The 20,152-nt window shown below is 59.3% G+C and carries 22 protein-coding genes; 11 read left to right on the forward strand and 11 right to left on the reverse strand.

Annotated features, from left to right (window positions below; translation table 11 throughout):
• Positions 1 to 156 precede the first annotated feature (156 nt).
• The gene (locus G6L97_RS08075) at positions 157 to 1,203 is read left to right on the forward strand and encodes an NAD(P)-dependent alcohol dehydrogenase (protein WP_111783529.1); all 1,047 of its coding nucleotides are present in this window, start codon (positions 157 to 159) and stop codon (positions 1,201 to 1,203) included.
• Positions 1,204 to 1,347: 144 nt separating this feature from the next.
• Here the strand turns inward: G6L97_RS08075 and G6L97_RS08080 are convergent, their stop codons facing one another.
• Positions 1,348 to 2,613 (reverse strand): NAD(P)/FAD-dependent oxidoreductase, encoded by a 1,266-nt coding sequence (locus G6L97_RS08080; protein WP_111783530.1) that lies wholly within the window; start codon positions 2,611 to 2,613, stop codon positions 1,348 to 1,350.
• Positions 2,614 to 2,684: 71 nt separating this feature from the next.
• Positions 2,685 to 3,440, reverse strand: a complete 756-nt coding sequence (locus G6L97_RS08085) for a pyridoxine 5'-phosphate synthase (RefSeq protein WP_003513071.1) — start codon at positions 3,438 to 3,440, stop codon at positions 2,685 to 2,687.
• Positions 3,441 to 3,673: 233 nt separating this feature from the next.
• Here G6L97_RS08085 and G6L97_RS08090 point away from each other — a divergent pair, with 233 nt between their 5' ends.
• Positions 3,674 to 4,369: a MerR family transcriptional regulator gene (locus G6L97_RS08090; protein WP_111783531.1), complete on the forward strand. Its 696-nt coding sequence runs from the start codon at positions 3,674 to 3,676 to the stop codon at positions 4,367 to 4,369.
• Positions 4,370 to 4,476: 107 nt separating this feature from the next.
• Here G6L97_RS08090 and G6L97_RS08095 read toward each other — a convergent pair whose 3' ends face one another.
• Entirely contained in the window at positions 4,477 to 5,604 is a 1,128-nt protein-coding gene (locus G6L97_RS08095) for an ATP-dependent DNA helicase (RefSeq protein ID WP_003513075.1), read from the reverse strand.
• Positions 5,605 to 5,728: 124 nt separating this feature from the next.
• Here G6L97_RS08095 and G6L97_RS08100 point away from each other — a divergent pair, with 124 nt between their 5' ends.
• Positions 5,729 to 7,015, forward strand: coding sequence for an SDR family oxidoreductase (locus tag G6L97_RS08100; protein WP_164876618.1), 1,287 nt, complete (start codon positions 5,729 to 5,731; stop codon positions 7,013 to 7,015).
• On the forward strand, positions 7,015 to 7,497 hold the full coding sequence (locus tag G6L97_RS08105; RefSeq protein ID WP_111783533.1) for a DUF2269 family protein: 483 nt from the start codon (positions 7,015 to 7,017) through the stop codon (positions 7,495 to 7,497). Before G6L97_RS08100 ends, G6L97_RS08105 begins: the two co-directional genes overlap by 1 nt.
• Before the next feature lie 6 nt (positions 7,498 to 7,503).
• On the opposite strand, the gene G6L97_RS08110 is transcribed toward G6L97_RS08105, so the two are convergent.
• Positions 7,504 to 7,986, reverse strand: a complete 483-nt coding sequence (locus tag G6L97_RS08110) for an SRPBCC family protein (RefSeq protein WP_111783534.1) — start codon at positions 7,984 to 7,986, stop codon at positions 7,504 to 7,506.
• Positions 7,983 to 8,342 carry an ArsR/SmtB family transcription factor gene (locus G6L97_RS08115; protein ID WP_019565324.1) on the reverse strand — a complete coding sequence of 120 codons (360 nt, stop codon included), beginning with the start codon at positions 8,340 to 8,342 and terminating at the stop codon, positions 7,983 to 7,985. Before G6L97_RS08115 ends, G6L97_RS08110 begins: the two co-directional genes overlap by 4 nt.
• A gap of 133 nt (positions 8,343 to 8,475) precedes the next feature.
• Between G6L97_RS08115 and G6L97_RS08120 the strand changes: the two genes are divergently transcribed.
• Genes G6L97_RS08120 through G6L97_RS08130 form a run of 3 tightly spaced genes read left to right on the forward strand, consistent with a single transcriptional unit; the run spans position 8,476 to position 10,182 of the window.
• Entirely contained in the window at positions 8,476 to 8,856 is a 381-nt protein-coding gene (locus G6L97_RS08120) for a COG4315 family predicted lipoprotein (protein WP_080580913.1), read from the forward strand.
• On the forward strand, positions 8,840 to 9,397 hold the full coding sequence (locus G6L97_RS08125) for an RNA polymerase sigma factor (RefSeq protein ID WP_162686695.1): 558 nt from the start codon (positions 8,840 to 8,842) through the stop codon (positions 9,395 to 9,397). Before G6L97_RS08120 ends, G6L97_RS08125 begins: the two co-directional genes overlap by 17 nt.
• Complete coding sequence (locus G6L97_RS08130) at positions 9,394 to 10,182, forward strand: anti-sigma factor family protein (RefSeq protein ID WP_111783536.1); 789 nt, start codon at positions 9,394 to 9,396, stop codon at positions 10,180 to 10,182. The genes G6L97_RS08125 and G6L97_RS08130 overlap by 4 nt, the downstream gene beginning before the upstream one ends.
• 60 nt (positions 10,183 to 10,242) lie before the next feature.
• Here the strand turns inward: G6L97_RS08130 and G6L97_RS08135 are convergent, their stop codons facing one another.
• Positions 10,243 to 10,836, reverse strand: a complete 594-nt coding sequence (locus G6L97_RS08135; protein ID WP_111783537.1) for a LysE family translocator — start codon at positions 10,834 to 10,836, stop codon at positions 10,243 to 10,245.
• A gap of 162 nt (positions 10,837 to 10,998) precedes the next feature.
• Between G6L97_RS08135 and G6L97_RS08140 the strand changes: the two genes are divergently transcribed.
• Positions 10,999 to 11,844 carry an aldo/keto reductase gene (locus G6L97_RS08140; protein ID WP_065662325.1) on the forward strand — a complete coding sequence of 282 codons (846 nt, stop codon included), beginning with the start codon at positions 10,999 to 11,001 and terminating at the stop codon, positions 11,842 to 11,844.
• 154 nt (positions 11,845 to 11,998) lie between these two features.
• Here the strand turns inward: G6L97_RS08140 and G6L97_RS08145 are convergent, their stop codons facing one another.
• The 4 genes from G6L97_RS08145 to G6L97_RS08160 all read right to left on the reverse strand — a co-directional run bounded on the left by G6L97_RS08145 (position 11,999) and on the right by G6L97_RS08160 (position 15,409).
• The gene (locus G6L97_RS08145; protein ID WP_111783538.1) at positions 11,999 to 12,529 is read right to left on the reverse strand and encodes an SRPBCC family protein; all 531 of its coding nucleotides are present in this window, start codon (positions 12,527 to 12,529) and stop codon (positions 11,999 to 12,001) included.
• Positions 12,522 to 12,890 (reverse strand): ArsR/SmtB family transcription factor, encoded by a 369-nt coding sequence (locus G6L97_RS08150; RefSeq protein WP_003513097.1) that lies wholly within the window; start codon positions 12,888 to 12,890, stop codon positions 12,522 to 12,524. The genes G6L97_RS08145 and G6L97_RS08150 overlap by 8 nt, the downstream gene beginning before the upstream one ends.
• A 133-nt stretch (positions 12,891 to 13,023) precedes the next feature.
• Positions 13,024 to 13,596, reverse strand: coding sequence for an acetolactate synthase small subunit (gene ilvN, locus G6L97_RS08155; protein WP_003513099.1), 573 nt, complete (start codon positions 13,594 to 13,596; stop codon positions 13,024 to 13,026).
• A gap of 19 nt (positions 13,597 to 13,615) precedes the next feature.
• Positions 13,616 to 15,409 carry an acetolactate synthase 3 large subunit gene (locus G6L97_RS08160; protein WP_111783539.1) on the reverse strand — a complete coding sequence of 598 codons (1,794 nt, stop codon included), beginning with the start codon at positions 15,407 to 15,409 and terminating at the stop codon, positions 13,616 to 13,618.
• A gap of 381 nt (positions 15,410 to 15,790) precedes the next feature.
• On the opposite strand from G6L97_RS08160, the gene G6L97_RS08165 reads away from it, so the two are divergent.
• Entirely contained in the window at positions 15,791 to 17,797 is a 2,007-nt protein-coding gene (locus G6L97_RS08165; protein ID WP_111783540.1) for an ATP-binding protein, read from the forward strand.
• A 9-nt stretch (positions 17,798 to 17,806) separates the two neighbouring features.
• On the opposite strand, the gene miaA is transcribed toward G6L97_RS08165, so the two are convergent.
• Entirely contained in the window at positions 17,807 to 18,703 is an 897-nt protein-coding gene (gene miaA / locus G6L97_RS08170) for a tRNA (adenosine(37)-N6)-dimethylallyltransferase MiaA (protein ID WP_111783541.1), read from the reverse strand.
• Here miaA and serB point away from each other — a divergent pair.
• Both serB and G6L97_RS08180 read left to right on the forward strand, forming a co-directional pair.
• Positions 18,702 to 19,592, forward strand: coding sequence for a phosphoserine phosphatase SerB (gene serB, locus G6L97_RS08175; RefSeq protein WP_111783542.1), 891 nt, complete (start codon positions 18,702 to 18,704; stop codon positions 19,590 to 19,592). The genes miaA and serB overlap by 2 nt on opposite strands.
• A complete protein-coding gene (locus G6L97_RS08180) occupies positions 19,589 to 20,152 on the forward strand; it encodes a GNAT family N-acetyltransferase (protein WP_174002826.1) in 564 nt (187 codons plus the stop codon). Before serB ends, G6L97_RS08180 begins: the two co-directional genes overlap by 4 nt.

Consider the following 20,152-nt stretch of genomic DNA (forward strand, 5'->3'; position numbering starts at 1 on the left):
GTCTGTTTGCGTTATCTAGAAAGCCGGGCCAGTTTCCGCAAATAGCCCACCGCAATTTTTTGCAGGATCGTGCAAAAAGCTCGGAGGATCGCTCTAACGCCCCGGCACCCTTCCATTGCATATTCCGCCGTCCCCAACTCCCGAAAGGATATTCAGATGGCCATTGCAAGAGGTTATGCTGCGACCGATGCGTCGAAGCCGCTTACCCCGTTCACCTTCGAACGCCGCGAGCCTAACGATGACGACGTTGTCATCGATATCAAATATGCCGGCATCTGCCACTCGGACATCCACACCGTCCGCAACGAATGGAAGAATGCCGTCTTCCCGATCGTTCCCGGCCATGAGATTGCCGGTGTCGTGAAAGCCGTTGGCTCCAAGGTCACGAAATTCAAGGTCGGCGATCATGTCGGCGTTGGCTGCTTCGTCGATTCCTGCGTCGGTTGCGCCACCCGCGACCTCGACAACGAACACTACATGCCCGGCCTCGTCCAGACCTATAACGATGTTGATCCGAATACGAAGACAGCCACCCATGGCGGTTATTCCGACTCGATCGTCGTCAAGGAAGGTTATGTCCTGTCGATCCCGGACAACCTGCCGCTCGACGCTTCCGCGCCGCTTCTATGCGCAGGCATCACGCTCTACTCGCCGCTGCGCCGCTGGAACGCCGGTCCCGGTCAGAAGGTCGCAATCGTCGGCATGGGTGGTCTTGGCCACATGGGCGTCAAGCTCGGCGCTGCCATGGGCGCGGATGTCACAGTTCTTTCCCAGACCCTGTCGAAGAAGGAAGACGGACTGAAGCTCGGCGCGAAGGAATATTACGCCACCAGCGACGCCTCGACCTTCGAAAAGCTGGCCGGCACCTTCGACCTGATCATCTGCACGGCAGGTGTCGCAATCGACTGGAACGCCTATCTCGGCCTCCTGAAGCCCAAGGGCAGCATGGTCGTGGTCGGTGCACCGGAACATGCGATCCCGGTCCACGCCTTCTCGCTCATCATCGGTGCGAGGAGCCTCTCCGGCTCGATGATCGGCTCGATCAAGGAAACCCAGGAAATGCTGGATTTCTGCGGCGAGCATGACATCGTCTCGGAGATCGAAACGATCAACATCCAGGATGTCAACGAAGCCTATGAGCGCGTGCTGAAGAGCGACGTTCGCTACCGCTTCGTCATCGACATGGCATCGCTCGACGCTTGAGCCCTGGATTGGCACAAGCTCGCCACATCCGCACTCCGTCACCCCGCACTTAATACGGCGTGACGGAGAAGTGGTTTGGCGCACTGACCATAAGCAAGCGCGGGAAGCCAATGCTTCCCGCGCTTTCCTTTACCCGCCCTGCCCTCAGGCCTCGTCCTTCAACGTCTCTTTCTGGGTGATCAGCCGCGCGCTGTGCTGGCCGCTGAGGTAAATCCACAGCCAGCTCCACGCCACGGCCAGCCGCGAGCGCGTTCCGATCAGGAAATAGATATGGGCAAGCCCCCAGATCCACCATGCAAGCACGCCCTTGAGCTTGAACTTGCCGAAATCGATCACCGCCGCGCGTTTGCCGATGGTCGCCAGATTACCCTGATGGCTGTAGCGGAACGGCGCGGGCTCCGGCTCTCCGGATAGCCGCGCCTTGATGACCTTTGCCACATGGGCGCCCTGCTGCTTGGCTGCAGGCGCAATGCCCGGCACCGGTTTGCCGTTTTCCTGATTGACGGCGGCCGTATCGCCGATGACGAAAATATTGGGGTCGTCTTCCAGATTGAGATGCGGCCCGACGATAGCGCGTCCCGCCCTGTCGGCAGCAGCATTCAGCCACTTTGCAGCGGGAGACGCCTGCACGCCAGCGGCCCAGACCACCGTGCGGCACGGATAAAAGGTCTCACCCACCGTCACGCCCTCATCGGTGCAGGCCGTCACCGGTGTGCCGAGCAGAACCTCGACGCCGAGCTTTTCAAGCGCCTGCTTGGCATAGGCGGAAAGATCGTCCGTGAAAACCGGCAGAACGCGCGGACCTGCCTCGACAAGCAGCACGCGGCTCTTTCTGGTATCCACATTGCGGAATTCCGGCGGCAGCGCCTTGTGGGCAAGCTCGGCGATCATGCCCGCCATTTCCACGCCCGTCGGGCCTGCCCCGATGATCACGAAGGTCAGCTGCGCCTGCCGTTCCTCTTCGCTGGTGGCAAGTTCCGCACGCTCGAAAGCCAGAAGCAGGCGGCGGCGGATCGTCGTTGCATCCTCGAGCGTCTTGAGGCCGGGAGCGGCACGCTCCCATTCGTCACGGCCGAAATAGGCATGACGGGCGCCGGTGGCCAGCACCAGCGTATCGAAGCCGATGACCTGACCGGAACTCAGATGCACGGTGCGCGCGTCACGGTCTACGCCGTTCACTTCCGCAAGCAGCGTCGTCACTTCCTTGCGGTCGCGGTAAAGATGGCGGATCGGCCAGGCGATTTCGGATGTCGCAAGAGCCGTCGTCGCAACCTGATAAAGCAATGGCTGAAATAGATGATGGTTGCGGCGGTCAATCAATGTGATGCGGACAGGGGCCCCCTCCAGCCCGTGTACCATTTGTAAGCCGCCGAAGCCTCCACCCACGACGACAACGTGATGTTCTTGCATGTGTCTCTGCCTTTAAAAGCTCGCGCACGGAGCATGCGCAAGCAGATTATAGGCAAAAAAATTGACTTTGGTTATGAAATAGCCTGACCGCAGGCGCGACAAAAACGCCGGACTGTTTCAGCCATGCCATATTCCAGCGCATCCGCCGTCAACCCGTGACCGATGGAGACCTCTGCGAGATAAGGTATGCGTTTCATAAGCTTGGGCAGGTTTGCTACAGTCAGGTCGTGCCCGGCATTGACGGCAAGCCCGAGCGCTGCGGCGTAATCCGCCGTCTGTCCGAGTTTTTCCAGAAGCGCGTCACCCTTTTGCGGATCGTCAAAACAGCCGCCATAGGGACCGGTATAGAGCTCGATGCGGGCAGCACCCGTCTCAGCCGCCAGCTCCACCGCTTCGCGCTCGCCGTCACCATCGGCAAAAAGCGAAACCCGCATACCACCAGCCTTCAGGCGCCCAACGGCTTCTCTCAGGAAAACCGCGTGCTTGCGGAAATCCCAGCCATGGTCTGATGTCGCCTGCGACGGATCGTCGGGCACCAGCGTCACCTGCTCAGGCTGGGTCTGTTCGCACAGAACGAGAAAATCCTCCGTCGGATAACCTTCGATGTTGAATTCCGCGCTTGGGAAACTGTCATCGATAAGCGCACGCAGCACCGGCAGGTCCGAAAAGCGGATATGGCGCTGGTCCGGCCGAGGGTGTACAGTCAGCCCGCTAGCACCCGCAGCGAGTGCAATATGCCCGAAATGCGCGACATCCGGCCATGGGAGATCGCGACGGTTGCGCAGCATGGCAATTGCGTTCAGATTGACGGAAAGTTTTGCGGGCATGACATCGAGGCTCCGGTTCGGAATTGACATCCTGTTTCACGCAGGTTGACGCCGACCGCAAGGAGGCCGATAAAATTTTTTAAGGATACGGGAACGAAAGCAGGCAATACAGGTTACGGTTCTCATGCAGCATCGGCAAAATGTCTTGATCAGAAGACAGGTCTGCGGTGGGGAACAAGTAACGAATGCCATAAAAAGCAGGCACACTGTCAAAACGCGCGAAGGGGGAAACGATGCAGAATGGCAGGATGCCGTTTGAACACGGCGACGAGGACAAACCCAATCTAAGGATCAGCAGCTTTTTACCGGATATAAGCCTGCCCTCCTCCCTGCCCGCCGAACCGGTTCCCATCGCCGACATGGCCAACATTTTCGGCGTAACGCACCGGACCCTGCATTTTTACGAAGAAAAGGCGCTGCTGACCTCGAAACGCATCGGCCAGATGCGGGTTTATTCCCACCGCAACGTGCAACGCATGGCGGTGATAAATGTCTGTCGCGAAGTCGGCATTTCCGTCGCAGCCATTACAGACATCATGGAAAAACTTGCCCGCTCTCTCTCGCAGGAAGAAGCGGACGAGATATTCCACTCCGCGCTGCGGCAGCGAAAAAGAGAACTGACCGCGGAACGCTCCACGCTTCAGCGCCAGGCCCAGCAGATCGAGGAACTGCTCGCCACCGATAACGATGCTGATGGCCTCGATGCGGCTGAGCGGGGACCGAGCAAGGATATCGCGCTGACAGACAACGAGCGAAAATGCCTGGAACTGATGGCGGAGGGGTACGCCCCGGTAAGGCTCGCGCGCGCTCTCGGCCTTTCAGGTAACGACCTCAACGAACTGGAGGCGAAGATTATCGGCAAGTTCAGTGCCAGCAACCGCTTTCAGGCAGTTGCCAAAGCGGTTCTGCTGGGCGTCATCCGCGCCTGACAAGGCATTTCCACGAAAACTTCACAGCGGTTTTCCGTCCGGACAATGCACAGACAAAAGAAATGGAGCATTGAAGGTGTCCCGCTATTCACCGGAAATGCTCTATCTCAGCGAACGATTGTGAGTGTTTCTGCGGCGCGGGTGATGGCGGTGTAAAGCCACCGCTCGCGCGAATCGCGGAAGGCATAGCTCTCGTCAAAGAGAACCACATTGTTCCACTGCGAACCCTGCGCCTTGTGCACGGTCAGCGCATAGCCGAAATCGAACTCGTCATAACGCTTGCGGGTGGTCCACGGTATTTCCGTTTCCACATCCTCGAAAGCCGCCTTCAGCAATTTGATCTTGGCAGCGCCGCGATCCATATCGTCGTCTTCAGGCCGGATCATCAGGTTGATGCCGGGTTTCACCGTCTCGCGCGACGAACTCATGACCTGCCAGAGAGAGCCGTTCAGCAGGCCCTTGGCCGGATCGTTCCTCAAGCAAACCAGCTTGTCGCCGGATTGCGGATAATCGGCCGTAAATCCCTTCAGCTCGCGAAGCCGCTGGTTATAACGGCGGCGCGTGCGATTTGTGCCGACGAGCACCTGATCGGCATCGAGCACGAGCGACTGTGTCACCTCGGACTTGGAAATCACCTGCGCGGCACCGTAATCGCCACGCATGATCTCGCGGCCTTCCCGCACATCCATGGCAAGGTGGATGATGGGATTGTCCTTGGCCTGCCGATGAATTTCGGAGAGCAGGTAATCAGGCTCCTGCTCCGTGAAGAAGCCACCGCCTGAAACCGGCGGCAACTGCCCGGGATCGCCGAGCACCAGGATAGGCGTGCCGAAGCTCATCAGATCCTTGCCGAGCTGCTCATCCACCATCGAACATTCATCGATGATGATGAGTGCCGCCTTGGCGAGCGGGCTCTGGCGGTTGATGGAAAACATCGGTGCGACCGAGGTCTTGCCGGTTTCCTCGTCTTCCACGGTCTCTTCGCCGCGCGGGCGGTAGATCAGCGAATGGATGGTGCGGGCATTGGTCGCCCCGCGCGAGCGCAGCACCTGCGCCGCCTTGCCGGTGAAGGCCGCAAACAGCACTTCGCCATCGACATTTTCCGCGAAATGTTTGGCAAGCGTCGTCTTTCCGGTTCCGGCATAACCGAACAACCGAAAAACCGGCGTCCGGCCTTCCTTCAGCCAGCGGGAAACAGCCTTGAGCGCTTCGTCCTGTTGCGGTGAAAATAACATGCGCCCTCATCGCAGGATTCGAGCACCGTGCGCAACAGAAAAAGAACGAAAGATGAATCACACCATCAGAATGCGGCAATAAAACACGGCTGGTTTTTAAACCATGGCGGGTATCATGCCGCGCATGAAGATATTGATTCTGGGAGCAACGGGTTTCATCGGTTCCGAAGTGATCCGCAGCCTTCACGGCAAAGGTCACACCGTTACTGGGCTGGCTCGCACCATTGCGCGAGCTAAAGATAAATTGCCTTTCGCCAGCTGGGTTCCGGCCGATCTCTCGCGTATGACCAGCGCTGCCGACTGGGCGGCACTCGTTAGCGACCATGACGCCATCGTCAATTGCGCAGGTGCGCTTCAGGACGGCCTGTCGGATGATCTTGCTGCGACGCAGGAAAAAGCGATGCTGGCGCTCTACCAGGCAGCGGTAAATGCGGGCGGCAAGCTGGTGATCCAGATATCGGCCCGCACTTCCGGAGCCGCTTCCCAACTGCCCTTCCTCGCCACCAAACGCCGCGCTGATGTGGCACTTGCCACAAGCGGCCAGCGCTTTGTCATTCTCCGCCCCGCACTGGTTGTCGGGCGCAACGCCCATGGCGGCACAGCACTCGTGCGCGCGCTTGCAAGCTTCCCCTTCGCAGTGCCGCTAGTAAACGGCAAGATGCCTGTACAGACCGTCGCAGTCGAAGATGTCGCGTTGGCAGTCAGCGCGGCAATAGATGGCGAAATCCCGTCAGGTAGCGATATCGAGCTGGCAGCGAACGAAACGCTGACATTGCAAGGCGTGGTCGCTGCGCACCGGCAATGGCTCGGCCTCACCCCTGCTCCCGCGCTAAATCTTCCGGCTGCCTTCATGCGCCCCGTCGCCCTCACGGCGGATATTGCGGGAAAGCTCGGCTGGCGGTCGCCGTTGCGCTCAACCGCCATGAGGGTGATGTCGGAAGGTATCGTGACGGAGAACAGCGCGCCAAAAGCGACGACATCGCTCAAGAGCTTGAGGGACACGCTGGCAGCTCACCCTTCCGGCGTGCAGGACCTGTGGTTTGCCAGATCATATCTGCTCAAACCCGTCCTCATTCTCTGCCTGTCGCTGTTCTGGTTGTTGTCCGGCCTCGTACCGCTGCTTGATATCGACAGCTCGGCGGCGCATTTCCTGCCCTTCATGCCGCAAGTGCCGGCCGTCGCCCTCACACTCGCCACCTGCCTCATCGATATCGCCCTGGGCGTCACCGTCTTGATAAGACCACTTGCCAGAAAAGCACTCGTCGCCATGCTCCTGGTCACCGCCGCCTATCTGACTGGTGGCAGTCTGCTGGAGCCGGGTCTGTGGCTCGATCCGCTCGGCCCCCTCGTCAAGGTCCTGCCCTCCATCGCCCTGACACTTGTCGCCCTTGCCACATTGGATGAACGCTGATGACACCTGAAGACCTTCTGCGGCTCGCCCATGTCATCGGCGCAACCGTGCTGTTCGGCACCGGGGCTGGCATAGCGTTTTTCATGGTGATGGCGCGGCGGACGGCAAACCCGGCCCTGATCGCCCATGTATCGGGCACGGTCGTCATCGCCGACACCATCTTCACCGCCACGGCGGCGATCATCCAGCCGGTCACCGGTTATTTTCTGGCGCGCATCATCGGCTGGCCGCTGAGCGAAGGCTGGATCGCCCTTTCGCTCTGCCTTTATGTCTTCACCGGCATTTTCTGGCTGCCGGTGGTGTGGATCCAGATCAAGCTACGCGATATCGCCCGCGATTGCGCCGCAACCGGAGAGACGCTGCCGCAGCAGTGGTTCCGTCTCTACCGCATCTGGTTTGCGTGCGGTTTTCCGGCTTTCTTTGCGGTTCTCGGCATCATCTGGCTGATGCTGACCAAGCCGGATATTGCCCTGTTCGGTTGATGCGCCTCAATTGACCGCCTGTCTTTCGACAAGCTGCGCCAGTTGCTCGGCAACCGTGTTCCAGCCGTCGAAAAAGCCCATCTCCGCGTGCCTGTCGCGATCTTCAGGGTTTCTGTGCATGGCATAGGCCACATATTCCATGCCTTCGGGATGGTCGCGAAACGTCATGACGGCGGTGAGGAATGGGCGGGCCGACGGCCGAAAGCCTGCCGTCAACGCGTCGGTGAAGATCAGCCGCTCCTCATCATCCACCGCCAGGAAACAACCGCTTATGTGATCGCCAAATGCCTTACCGTCTTCGCTGTAGCGGGTCTCGAAAGCGCCGCCGGGGAACAGCTCCATTTTCTCGACACGGCATTGGCCGGGATGCGGCACCCACCACTGTTCGAGGCTGTTTTTGTCGACCCAGGCGTTCCAGACCAGCTGGCGCGGCGCCCTGATGATCCTTGAAATCTTCAGATCGAGATCGGGATTGAAAGTGTCGCTCATTTGTCATTCTCCCCTTTATCGGAGGTTCTGTCCTGCTGCGCCATGACGAACTGTTCAAGCCGGTCCGTCCGGCCTTCCCAGATGGCATGCTGTTGCGAAAGCCAGCCCTCGATCATTGAAAACCGTTGTTTCTCCAGCGAGCAGAACCGCACCCGGCCCTGCTTGCGCGTCACGATCAACCCCGCTCCTTCCAGCTGGCGGATATGTTTCATGAACGACGGCAGGGCCATGGCGAAAGGTTCGGCAAGCGTGCCGACGCTCGCATCCCCGCTGCCCAACCGCAAAAGCACGGCCCGTCGTGTCGGATCGGCAAGGGACTGGAAGATATCGTCAAGTGGGGCTGAATAGTTATCCATAAGACTAACTATCACAGCGAAACACTTAGCTCAACGGATAAGTTTAAAAATCGCACCGGCGGAGGGAATAAAGCAGTCACCTGCGGTGTCTTTTGATGTGCTGGCGGCAGAAGCCGCCCGAACCAAGGAGGATATGTCCATGAAAATCCGCTTTATCGTTCCCGCCCTCGTTCTGGCATTTGCCGGAACGGCCTATGCGGCACCCGCGGTCGAAACGGTCAAGACCGCCAAAGGCAATGTGCTCGCGGGCGAAAAAGGCATGACGCTCTACACTTTCAAGAACGACAAGAAGGGCGTATCCAATTGTTATGACAAGTGCGCCACCAATTGGCCGCCGTTCTTCGCGGCTACTGGCGACAAGGCCGAAGGCGCCTATTCCGTCGTGACGCGCAAGGACGGCAAGATGCAGTGGGCAAAGGACGGCATGCCGCTCTACTACTGGGCCAAGGACATGAAAAAAGGCGATGCAACCGGCGACGGTATGAACGGTGTATGGGATGCCGCAAAACCATGATGGCATGAATGGCAAGACGCGGGGGAGCCTCTCCCCCGCAGCCGGCTCCTTCGAGGCGGAGATGCTGGCGCTGATACCCATGCTGCGGCGTTATTCCCGCAGCCTTTCCCGCTCCGACGCCGATGGCGAGGACCTTTTGCAGGACTGCGTGGAAAAGGCGCTGACCAACAAGAGGCAATGGCACGGAACGGCTTTGAAATCATGGGCTTACGCGATAATGACGAATCTTTATCGCAACCGCCACCGCGCCGCGAAACGTCACCCGTCCGAAAGTCTCGACGGCCATGAGAGCCTGGCCGTTGCCGACACACTCGGCGACACGCTGGAAAACGATAGGCTGCACGTCGCGCTCGGGCTGCTTTCGCCAGAGATGCGGGCGGTGCTGATGCTGGTGACGGTGGAAGGCTACAGCTATCAGGAGGCAGCCGAGACATTGTCGATCCCGGTGGGTACCGTCATGTCCAGACTTTCCCGCGCCCGCGAAACCCTGCGCCAGCACCTGGCGGTGGACAATATCATTCCCCTGCGGAGACCACGATGAAAAGGCCCGATGCCATTACCGAAGACGATCTGCACGCTTATGTCGATGGGCTTTTGTCCGACGACGACCGCGCGGCTGTCGAGGCCTGGCTGACCGAAAGGCCGCAGGAGCGGGAGCGTGTGGAAGACTGGAAAAAACAGGCTGAAACCCTGCGAGCCGCATTCGCCGCCTATGCCGCCGAACATCCGCACGACACCGCGATGCTTGCCGAAAGAAAACAGGCGCCCGCGTGGCGGCTGAAACCGGTTCTTCTGCGAACGGCAGCTGTGTTGCTGATCTTCGCGGCGGGTGCGGCAGCCGGCAGGCTTGTGCCGCCGCCGCTCGCCACGCAGCAGGACGTGGTTCTGGCGTCGTTGACGACTGACATTCCCGCGCAGGCGAAATCGGCCTATCTCATCTATGCAAGCGAGGTGCGCCACCCCGTTGAAGTTGGAGCCGAACAGCAGCAGCACCTTGCAACATGGCTCGGCAAAAGGCTCGGTTATCCCTTCGCCATCCCCGATCTTTCCAAGATCGGATATGATCTCGTCGGCGGGCGCCTGATCCCCGTCAGCGGCAAGCCAGGGGCGATGCTGATGTATCAGGACAAGACCGGCCGCCGGGTAACGGTGCTGGTCGGCCACAACGAGGAAAACCGCACCACCAGCTTCCGCATGGCGAGCGCCGATGGCGTCGAGACCTTTTACTGGATCGACAACGAACTCGGCTATGCGGTTTCTGCCGAACTGACGCGCGCCGAGGTGCAGAAGATCGCCGAGGAATGTTACCGCCAGTTCCCTGCGTAGAATAACCTACCCCCACCCCACATCCATGCGACAGGCACAGGGATGACGAAGGGAGAACACCTATTTCAACATCGGCCAGAGGCTGACGACGAGAAGGACGGCCATGGTGATGTTGAACCATTTGAGCCGCACGGGAACGGAAAGCCAGTCGCGCAGGGCCGAGCCGAAGCCCGCCCAGGTCGAAACGCTGGGAAGATTGACTGCGGCGAAAACCACGCCGACGATCAAAACGGTGACGAGATATTGCCGCTCATCCGTATAGGTCGCCATCGCCGTCACGGCCATTACCCAAGCCTTGGGATTGACCCACTGAAAGGCTGCGGCGGCAAGAAAGCTCATCGGCACTGATGCAGCAGCACCCTCGTTCAGGCTGCGGGACGTGCCGATCTTCCACGCGATCCAGACGAGATAAAGTCCGCCCGCGAATTTCAGCGCGGTATAGAGCAAGGGCACGGAGTGCAGCAGCGCGCCAAGCCCAAATCCGACGCCGATCAGCAATGACAGGAACCCCGCCCCGATGCCCAGCATATGCGGGATCGTGCGGCGGAAACCGAAATTCACGCCGGAGGCAAAAAGCATCATATTGTTCGGGCCGGGCGTAATGGAGGTTGTGAAGGCAAACAGCACCAGCGCGACGAGGGTTTCGACAGTCATGATCTCTCCTGTGAAAAGACCCTATCCGCCGAACCACCATCAAACCAGTCCGATCAACCGATAGGCGTAGTCAAATTTTTTGATGGATCGATCCTTTCCATGCCGGGTTTGAGAAGTCGGAACAAAGGGCTATTCTCCGTCAACAACCGCTGGAGCGAACCGATGTATGACGACATTCCTTCCGTCACCCTGCCATCCGGAAAAGAGATACCAGCCCTTGGCCTCGGCACCTGGAACATGGGCGAGATGAGATCATCGGCTCCGCAGGAAGTCGAGAGCATTCGCAAGGCGATCGATCTCGGCATGACGCTGATCGACACGGCCGAAATGTATGCAGACGGCCGATCCGAAGAGGTGGTGGGCACGGCGATTGCCGGCCGGCGCGACGAGGTGTTTCTGGTCAGCAAGGTCTATCCCTGGAACGCCAGCGCCCGAGGCACGATTGAGGCCTGCGAGCGCAGCCTCGCAAGGCTCGGCACCGACCGGCTCGATCTCTATCTGCTGCATTGGCGTGGTGATCACCCGCTGGACGAAACGGTGGCCGCTTTCGAAAAGCTGAAAAAAGCCGGCAAGATCGGCGACTGGGGCGTCTCGAATTTCGACACCGACGACATGGAGGAGCTTTTCGCTGTTCCCGACGGTAAGAATTGCGCCGCCAATCAGGTGCTCTACAATCTCTCCCGGCGTGGACCGGAATTTTCGCTTCTGCCCTGGTGTCAGTGGCACAGCGTGCCGCTGATGGCCTATTCACCAATCGAACAGGGGCGCATCCTCAACAACCACGAACTCATCCGCATCGCCAAGGCCTATCAGGCTACGCCTGCGCAACTGGCACTGGCCTTTCTTCTGGAAAGAGAAGGCGTCATCGCCATTCCAAAATCCGCCAGCGCCGCACGCGTGGAGGAGAACCGAGGTGCCACCGATCTCGAAATCACCGATGAGGACTGGGCCGCGCTGGATGCCGCCTTCCCACCACCGACACGCAAGACGGCGCTGGAAATGCTGTGATTTAACAAAGAATTAAGATGTTTTTCGGAATCAGGCACTCAAGCAATTGAATCGAAATGTGAGCCCTGCGAACTGATGCTTTGGGCTGCAACATTTTAATTCAATAACGGCGCAGCGAACCGCGCCGTCAGTCTGCCAGACATGCTGCACCCAGTTACGGTATGCGGCGCTCATATTCCTCTTTCAGCCCCAGCCAGCTATCCCAGAAAGGCCCCGGTTCCTTTTCCTGAAGACGGGCGGCGAGAATGTCGAGATGCGCATGCCAGCCGGCGCTGACATTGAGCTTGGTCGTGCGATCCGCAAGCCGGCGGTGAACCAGTGTCAGAAGCACATCCTTCCCCAGAGCCTGAAGCTCGATCGACACTTCTGCGCTCTCACCCCAGGTGAAGACGAGGCGGTGCGGCGCAACGACAGTGATGATGCGTGAGGTCATCCTGTTCTCTTCGGAAAAACCTTCCGGGCGGCTGCCCGGCGGGTCGGAAAGCTCGTCGTTGCGCCAGACGAGTTCAAATGGTGCGTCGGGCGCAAGCCGCATCTCGCCGGACGCCAGCCACCGGCGGCGAAGGTCGCTCTGTGTCAGATAGGCCCAGACCCGCTCGATTGGTCCCGGCAGGAGCCGTTCTATCTTTAGTGTTGTCGGCTCGACGAGCCGGCCATAGGCGTCAGGCATTGCAATATCAGCCATTGTCATTTCCTCCATCTGCAGGGGATTTTCCCTGATCATCCTCCCTGAGCATCTGCTCAAGAATATCGAGGCGGCTGTTCCAGAACTGCCGGTAGAAATCCAGCCATTCATGCGCCTCTGCCAACCGTTCCGGCGCAAGGCGGCAGACATGGGTACGCCCCCTCACCTCACGGCGGATAAGCCCGGCGTTTTCCAGCGCCTTGATGTGCTTGGATGCCGCAGCCAGCGATATGTCGAACGGCTCGGCCAACTGGCTCACCGTTCGCTCGCCACGGGATAGATCGCGCAGCATCGTGCGCCGCGTCGCATCGCCAAGGGCATGAAAGACAGTGTCGAGATGTGGAACAGATAATTCAACCATGTTGTTGAATATAGGCCGCCAGACTAGAAAGTCAACCATATGGTTGAATATCAATTCACCGGAGCGCAGCCCATAAAAAAACCCGCGGCGAACCGCGGGCTTGGTATTACAAGGATATTCGAAAGGCGGAGGATCACATCCCCTGCGAACCGCGGTTCATGGCTGCAATACCCGTGCGGCAGATCTCGATCAGGCCGAGCGGTTTGATGATGGCCACGAACTGGTCGATCTTGGACGACTTGCCGGTAATTTCGAAGATGAAATGCTCGACTGTCGCGTCCACCACCTTGGCCTGAAACGCATCCGCAAGACGCAGCGTCTCGGCGCGGGCTTCACCCGAACCGGCGACCTTGATCAGCGCTACTTCACGCTCGATCGGCCGTTCCTGCCCGAGTTCGCGGGCGCGAACGGTAAGATCGAGCACTCGGTGCACAGGAACGATGCGTTCCAGCTGCGCCTTGATCTGCTCCAGCACGATAGGTGTGCCGCGCGTTACGATCGTGATGCGCGACAGATGCGCCTCATGCTCGGTTTCCGAAACCGTCAGGCTTTCGATGTTGTAACCCCGGCCGGAAAACAGGCCGATGACCCGGGCGAGAACGCCCGGCTCGTTGCTGACGAGAACCGACAGCGTGTGATTTTCGACGGCAGCCGTTTCCTTCTGGATGAAATAGGCGGAGCCGGTGGGTTGTAGGTGTGCGTTCATGTCCTTTTCCTCTCCCGGCTCAGACTAGCTGACGGCCCTTGGCATCGATGGCGTTGGCAACAGCTTCATCCGTCGCCTCATCCGGCAACAGCATCTCGTTATGGGCTTTACCAGATGGGATCATCGGGAAGCAATTGGCGAGATTGGCAACGCGGCAATCGAAGATGACCGGCCTGTTGACCGCAATCATCTCGGCGATCTTGTCGTCCAGTTCCTTCGGATCGTCGCAATACATGCCAACCGCGCCATAGGCTTCCGCCAGTTTGACGAAGTCAGGCATGGCTTCGGTATAGGAGTTGGACAGGCGGTTGCCGTGCAGCAACTGCTGCCACTGCCGCACCATGCCCATATACTGGTTGTTGAGGATGAAAATCTTCACCGGCAGACCGTACTGGATGGCGCAGGACATTTCCTGAATGCACATCTGGATCGAGGCATCACCGGCAATGTCGATAACCAGTGCTTCCGGATGTGCGACCTGAACGCCGATAGCTGCCGGCAGGCCGTATCCCATGGTACCGAGACCGCCCGAGGTCATCCAGTGGTTCGGCTCCTCGAAGCCGAAGAACTGCGCCGCCCACATCTGGTGCTGGCCAACTTCGGTGGTGATGAAGGTCTCCCGCCCCTTCGATGCCTCGTAAAGACGCTGCAATGCATATTGCGGCATGATGACATCGTTGGAATTCTTGTAGGCAAAGGAGTTGCGGGCGCGCCAGCGCTCGATCTGCAGCCACCAGTCCGCGGTCTGCGTTTTTTCCGGCTTTTTCGGCAAAGCGCGCCACAGGCGAACCATATCTTCCAGAACATGGCTGACGTCGCCAATGATCGGAACGTCGACGCGTACGGTCTTGTTGATCGAGGACGGATCGATATCGACGTGAATCTTCTTGGAATTCGGCGAAAACGCATTCAGGCGTCCGGTAATACGGTCGTCGAAACGTGCGCCGATGCAGACCAGCACGTCGCAATCATGCATTGTCATATTGGCTTCGTATGAACCGTGCATGCCCAGCATGCCGAGCCAGTTCTTGCCGGAAGCCGGATAGGCGCCGAGACCCATCAGCGTCGAGGTGATCGGGAAACCGGTCAGCTCTACCAGTTCGCGCAGCAGCCGTGTCGCTTCCGGGCCGGAGTTGATGACACCGCCACCGGTATAGAAAACCGGCTTCTTTGCCTTAGACATCAATTCGATGGCCGCGTGAATGGCGTTGAGATCGCCCTGAACCTTCGGCTTGTAGCTCTTCTGCTGAATGGCGGCGGAAGGCGGCGTATAGGTGCCGGTGGCGAACTGGATGTCCTTCGGAATATCGACAACGACGGGGCCGGGACGACCGGTCTGTGCGATGCGGAAGGCCTCATGGATGATGCCCGCCAGTTCGTTGACGTCCTTTACCAGCCAGTTGTGCTTGGTGCAGGGGCGCGTAATGCCGACGGTATCGCATTCCTGAAATGCGTCGGAGCCGATCAGCGATGTCGGAACCTGGCCGGAGAGGCAGACGAGCGGAATGGAATCCATCAGCGCATCCTGCAGCGGGGTGACCGCATTGGTGGCGCCGGGGCCGGAGGTAACGAGCATGACACCGACCTTGCCGGTGGAGCGGGCATAACCTTCGGCAGCATGGCCGGCACCCTGCTCGTGACGTACGAGAATATGCTGAATGTCTTCCTGCTGGAAAATCTCGTCGTAGATCGGAAGCACGGCACCACCAGGATAACCGAAGATGTGCTCGACGCCGTTGTCCTTCAGCGCCTTCAGAACAATCTCCGCACCTGTCATGCTATTGCTGTTTTCCGTATTATCCTTATCCGTCATTGCCTGTTTCCATCCCGCTTTGGCTTTGGATATCGAGGAGCCCGAGGGCCTGTTTGAAGACATAAAAAAAGGCCCCTAGAGGAGCCTCGTTCAGCGCATGGGTGCTTTCGCCGGATGGTTATACCATCCTGCCCATGCGCCGTCCCACCACGATAAGTACGTTAAGATTTTTCATGGGCCGGAGTGTTAGCCAGAAAAGCGCCAGTCGTCAACGCATATTGCGGAAAAAATCGGCGTCGGCTTCTTTTATTACCCGTAAGGCACCATGGACGAAATTTTCGAACGCAACAGATACACAGGTTGTTAAATATAATCTTTTACAATCAAAGATGCAGATAATGCCCGAACCACCGCGATCATCCGCATGTACCGGGATAAGACGTGAATAGTGACGAGTTTCATAGAGCGTCCCGCATGGACGAAAACGAACGGCGATCCGGCCAGCAGCCGGCTAACCGCATGCTCGGCCGCGTCATCGCCTGTGATGGCGCCCATGCGACAATCGCCGCAGAAACGGAAATCGGCTCAACCGATGTCGCGCAGCTCTGGTCCGTCGGACGCCTGATCTCGATCGAAATGGGAACGAGCCGCGTCGCCGCACTGGTATACGCCATGCGCACGGGCGAAGAACACTGGTCGTCGGACAAGCCGAACCGGCTGCTGATCGACGTGGAACTCGTTGGCGAAGTCTACCGCACCGAAGATGGCAGCGAACGTTTTTCCACCGGCATTTCCCGTTACCCCTACCTGGGCGCGGTCGCGCATCGCATCCGCACGGGAGACCTTTCCAAGATCTATGACAGCGGCAAGCGAGACACATGCGTCATTGGTAAGCTGACGCAGGACGACACGATTGGCGCGGCCATCAACATCCAGCAGATGCTGGCGAAACATTTCGCCGTCGTCGGCTCGACGGGCGTGGGCAAAACCACCGCCGTCTCCCTTCTTCTGAACAAGGCGATCGAGACGGACCCGAAGCTGCGTGTCCTCATTCTCGATCCGCACAATGAATTTGCGGCCGCCTTTCCCGATCATTCTGTCGTCATCGACACCGACACGCTCGACCTTCCCTTCTGGCTGATGCGCCTTGAAGAATTCGCGGAAGTGATTTTCCGCGGACGCAAGCCCGTACCGGAAGAGATGGACGTCCTTCGCGACATCATTCCGGAAGCGAAAAAGGCATTTCGCGGCACAGATGGCTCCGCCGTTCGCCGCACGTCCGACAAGAGCGCGATCACGCCCGACACGCCGGTGCCTTACCGCATGGCCGATATTCTCGCCCTCATCGACGAGCGCATCGGGCGGCTGGAAGGGCGCGGCGAAAAGCCGACCCTGCGATCCCTCAAGGGCCGCATCCTCTCGGCCATCAACGATACGCGCTATAACTTCATGTTCTCCAGCAATACGATCAGCGACACCATTCTGGAAACGGTGGCGCATATCTTCCGTATTCCAGGAGAAGGCAAGCCGATTTCGGTTTTCCAGCTGTCCGGCATCCCCTCGGAAGTGGTGAACTCGGTCGTCTCCGTCCTTTGCCGTATGTCCTTCGAACTCGCGGTGCTGGCGCGCGGCTCGCTTCATATGCTTGTCGTCTGCGAAGAAGCGCACCGTTATGTTCCCGCCGACCCTGAGCGCGGATTTTTCCCGACCCGGCAGGCGATCGCGCAGATCGCCAAGGAAGGCCGCAAATACGGTATTTCGCTTGGCGTCATCAGCCAGCGTCCGAGTGAGCTGGACCAGACCATCCTGTCGCAGTGCTCGACCGTTTTTGCCATGCGGCTGACGAACGAGATCGACCAGAAGATCATTCTGTCCGCCGTACCGAACGCCTCAACCTCGACCACCAGTTTCCTCTCGTCCATCGGCAATGGCGAGGCAATCGCCTTTGGCGAGGCGGTGGGCGTACCGATGCGCATGCGCTTCGACCGCGTCTCCACGGCAAAATTGCCGAAGGCAAACGGCGCAGTCAGCCATACGCCCCACGAAACGCCCGATACAGTCGATCTGAACACCATCGTCAGCCGCATGCGCGCGGTAGCCAAGCCGGTCATCACCGGCTTCCAGCAAAGCGTCGAAGCGGCCTTCTCCGATATGCAGGAACCGATGTCAGCTCCCAGGGAAGCGGACGACGTCGATCGCTGGAAACGCGAACTGGGGACGGCGGCGACAGAAGGATACGAACCCTACCGCCCCGACATGCTGCCCGGACGCACAACCCTCGCGCCACAGTCGCCCGCAACGGTAACGGATACCAGCGCTGTCAACGAATTGCGCAAAGTCGGCTTCCAGATGCAGGCACAAAGTGGCCCGCCTCCATCAGAGACACGCCCTTCACTGCGGGAGAGCCTGATGAAAAAGCCGCTAGGCAGCCTTTACCGCAAGGACTGAGCGCGGCCCCTACGGCTGGATACGTGCCCAGTCCGGCCCCATCTGGTTGCGGAACCAGGTCATCTGCCGCTTGGCATATTGGCGGGTCGCGGCCGCCGATTTTTCGATGACCTCTGCCTCACTCATACCGCCAGCCAGCATATCGGCGATCTGGGAAACGCCGATCGCCTTCATCGCTGTGGCGTCAGGCGCAAGTTTCAGGGCGAGAAGAGCCTTCACCTCTTCCACAGCACCACTCTCCATCATGGTTTCGAACCGCCGATTGATGCGGTCGTGCAGCACGGGCCGTTCCGGCAGGACCACGAATTTCTCCGCTCGGTCCGGATCAACTATCATCGGACCACTGGCTTTTTGGAACTCCATGATCGACTTTCCGGTCGCCTCCATGACCTCCAGTGCCCGGACGATCCGCTGGCCGTCCCCCGGCTGAAGCCCCTGCGCCATCAAGGGATCGCACCGCGACAGCTCCGCGTGCAGGACCATTGACCCCTCTTCGATCAGCAGGGCGCGCAGCCTCTCGCGTATGTCGTCAGGAATGGCGGGCATATCGGACAAGCCGCCCGTCAGTGCCTTGAAATAAAGCCCCGTACCGCCAACGATGACCGGAAAACGCTGCTGCCTACGCAAATCCACAAGCAGGGCGGAAATGTCCCGCAGCCATTCACCCGTTGAGTAGGAACTGCTTGCCGGCACATGGCCGTATAGCAGATGTGGCACGCCTGCCATTTCTTCCTCGGATGGCCGGGCGGTCAGCACCCGCAGCGTGTCATAAACCTGCATGCTGTCGGCATTGATCACGACACCGTTCCGCTCCCGCGCCATACGAAGCGCAAGCGCGGACTTGCCGCTTGCCGTCGGGCCGGTTATCAGGATCGCATCAAAATTCTCATCAAGGTTTTTCATCATGGCTTTCGTTGCCACGCTTATCGCCAATCCGTCAAATCCTGTTCTGACACCGGCCCTCGGCGAAGCGGCCGCCACTGCCGTAAACGCATCCGGTCTCTACTGGCTGGCCGATGGCATCGCCTGCGATATTGCCCTGCCCTCTGGCACCGATGCCGAACAGGCACGTGACGCGATTGCCGGCGTGCTTTCGGGCCAGCCGATCGATATCGTCGTTCAGGAACAGGACAAGCGCCGCAAGAAGCTTCTGATCGCCGATATGGATTCGACCATGATCGGTCAGGAATGCATCGACGAGCTGGCCGCCGAAGTGGGATTGAAGGACAAGGTTTCCACGATTACCGCCCGCGCCATGAATGGCGAAATCGCTTTTGAGCCGGCGCTCCGCGAGCGCGTGGCGCTGCTGAAGGGCCTGCCGGTCTCCGTCATCGATGACGTCATTGAAAAGCGCATCACGCTGACATCAGGCGGCAAGGAGCTGATCGCCACCATGAAGGCGAAAGGTTACTATACCGCCCTCGTTTCCGGCGGTTTCACGGTCTTCACCAGCCGGGTGGCTGCGATGCTGGGATTTGATGAGAACCGCGCGAATCTTCTCGGCGAGGCCGATGGCCAGTTGGATGGCACCGTTGCCGAACCGATCCTCGGCAAACAGGCCAAGGTGGATGCGCTGAACGATATCGCCGCAAAGCTCGGCATCTCGCCGGACGAGGCAATGGCGGTCGGCGATGGCGCCAACGATCTCGGCATGCTGCATCTGGCCGGCGCGGGCGTTGCCCTGCACGCCAAGCCCGCCGTCGCCGCCGAGGCGCAGATGCGCATCGACCATGGCGACCTGACCGCACTCCTTTACATTCAGGGTTACCGCAAGACGGATTTTGTCGTTCCATGATCATCCGCGAAACATCAAGGCTCATTCTGCGCGAGTGGAAGGAGAGCGACCGCAATCTGTTCCGCGAAATCAACGCCGACGAAAAGGTCATGGAATTTTTTCCCTTCCGCCGCAGCCATGCGGAAGCGGATGCGGTTCTCGAAACCATCAACGGCATGATCCGCGGCAGCTTCTACGCCATGGAACTGCGCGAAACCGGTGAGGTTATGGGATTTTGCGGCATATCGCCGGTCATGAACCTCGATCCGCCCTTCCCGCTCGGAACCATGGAAATCGGCTGGCGGCTCGCCACCCGCTTCTGGGGTCACGGCTATGTCACCGAGGCCGCGCAATCGCTGCTCGTCATGGCTTTTGACGAAAAGGAAACGCCGGAAATCGTCTCCTTTGCCGTCCATGACAACCAGCGTTCGACGCGGGTGATGGAACGTATCGGCCTCAAGCGTGACCCGTCACGAGACTTCGACCACCCGCGCGTCCCGGAAGACACCCATCCGCATCTGCGCCCGCATGTGACCTATGCGCTGACGCTCGCGGAGTGGCGGGAACGACGAGCGCAGTAG

The organism is Agrobacterium tumefaciens (assembly GCF_013318015.2).
Lineage (GTDB): Bacteria > Pseudomonadota > Alphaproteobacteria > Rhizobiales > Rhizobiaceae > Agrobacterium > Agrobacterium tumefaciens.

What these genes read in the sequence shown, in the direction of transcription:
- G6L97_RS08075 (WP_111783529.1), top strand. Translation starts at nt 157, where the DNA reads ATGGCCATTGCAAGAGGTTATGCTGCGACCGATGCGTCGAAGCCGCTT.
- G6L97_RS08080 (WP_111783530.1), bottom strand. Translation starts at nt 2,613, where the DNA reads ATGCAAGAACATCACGTTGTCGTCGTGGGTGGAGGCTTCGGCGGCTTA.
- G6L97_RS08085 (WP_003513071.1), bottom strand. Translation starts at nt 3,440, where the DNA reads ATGCCCGCAAAACTTTCCGTCAATCTGAACGCAATTGCCATGCTGCGC.
- G6L97_RS08090 (WP_111783531.1), top strand. Translation starts at nt 3,674, where the DNA reads ATGCAGAATGGCAGGATGCCGTTTGAACACGGCGACGAGGACAAACCC.
- G6L97_RS08095 (WP_003513075.1), bottom strand. Translation starts at nt 5,604, where the DNA reads ATGTTATTTTCACCGCAACAGGACGAAGCGCTCAAGGCTGTTTCCCGC.
- G6L97_RS08100 (WP_164876618.1), top strand. Translation starts at nt 5,729, where the DNA reads ATGAAGATATTGATTCTGGGAGCAACGGGTTTCATCGGTTCCGAAGTG.
- G6L97_RS08105 (WP_111783533.1), top strand. Translation starts at nt 7,015, where the DNA reads ATGACACCTGAAGACCTTCTGCGGCTCGCCCATGTCATCGGCGCAACC.
- G6L97_RS08110 (WP_111783534.1), bottom strand. Translation starts at nt 7,986, where the DNA reads ATGAGCGACACTTTCAATCCCGATCTCGATCTGAAGATTTCAAGGATC.
- G6L97_RS08115 (WP_019565324.1), bottom strand. Translation starts at nt 8,342, where the DNA reads ATGGATAACTATTCAGCCCCACTTGACGATATCTTCCAGTCCCTTGCC.
- G6L97_RS08120 (WP_080580913.1), top strand. Translation starts at nt 8,476, where the DNA reads ATGTCCATGAAAATCCGCTTTATCGTTCCCGCCCTCGTTCTGGCATTT.
- G6L97_RS08125 (WP_162686695.1), top strand. Translation starts at nt 8,840, where the DNA reads ATGCCGCAAAACCATGATGGCATGAATGGCAAGACGCGGGGGAGCCTC.
- G6L97_RS08130 (WP_111783536.1), top strand. Translation starts at nt 9,394, where the DNA reads ATGAAAAGGCCCGATGCCATTACCGAAGACGATCTGCACGCTTATGTC.
- G6L97_RS08135 (WP_111783537.1), bottom strand. Translation starts at nt 10,836, where the DNA reads ATGACTGTCGAAACCCTCGTCGCGCTGGTGCTGTTTGCCTTCACAACC.
- G6L97_RS08140 (WP_065662325.1), top strand. Translation starts at nt 10,999, where the DNA reads ATGTATGACGACATTCCTTCCGTCACCCTGCCATCCGGAAAAGAGATA.
- G6L97_RS08145 (WP_111783538.1), bottom strand. Translation starts at nt 12,529, where the DNA reads ATGGCTGATATTGCAATGCCTGACGCCTATGGCCGGCTCGTCGAGCCG.
- G6L97_RS08150 (WP_003513097.1), bottom strand. Translation starts at nt 12,890, where the DNA reads ATGGTTGAATTATCTGTTCCACATCTCGACACTGTCTTTCATGCCCTT.
- ilvN (WP_003513099.1), bottom strand. Translation starts at nt 13,596, where the DNA reads ATGAACGCACACCTACAACCCACCGGCTCCGCCTATTTCATCCAGAAG.
- G6L97_RS08160 (WP_111783539.1), bottom strand. Translation starts at nt 15,409, where the DNA reads ATGACGGATAAGGATAATACGGAAAACAGCAATAGCATGACAGGTGCG.
- serB (WP_111783542.1), top strand. Translation starts at nt 18,702, where the DNA reads ATGGCTTTCGTTGCCACGCTTATCGCCAATCCGTCAAATCCTGTTCTG.
- miaA (WP_111783541.1), bottom strand. Translation starts at nt 18,703, where the DNA reads ATGATGAAAAACCTTGATGAGAATTTTGATGCGATCCTGATAACCGGC.
- G6L97_RS08180 (WP_174002826.1), top strand. Translation starts at nt 19,589, where the DNA reads ATGATCATCCGCGAAACATCAAGGCTCATTCTGCGCGAGTGGAAGGAG.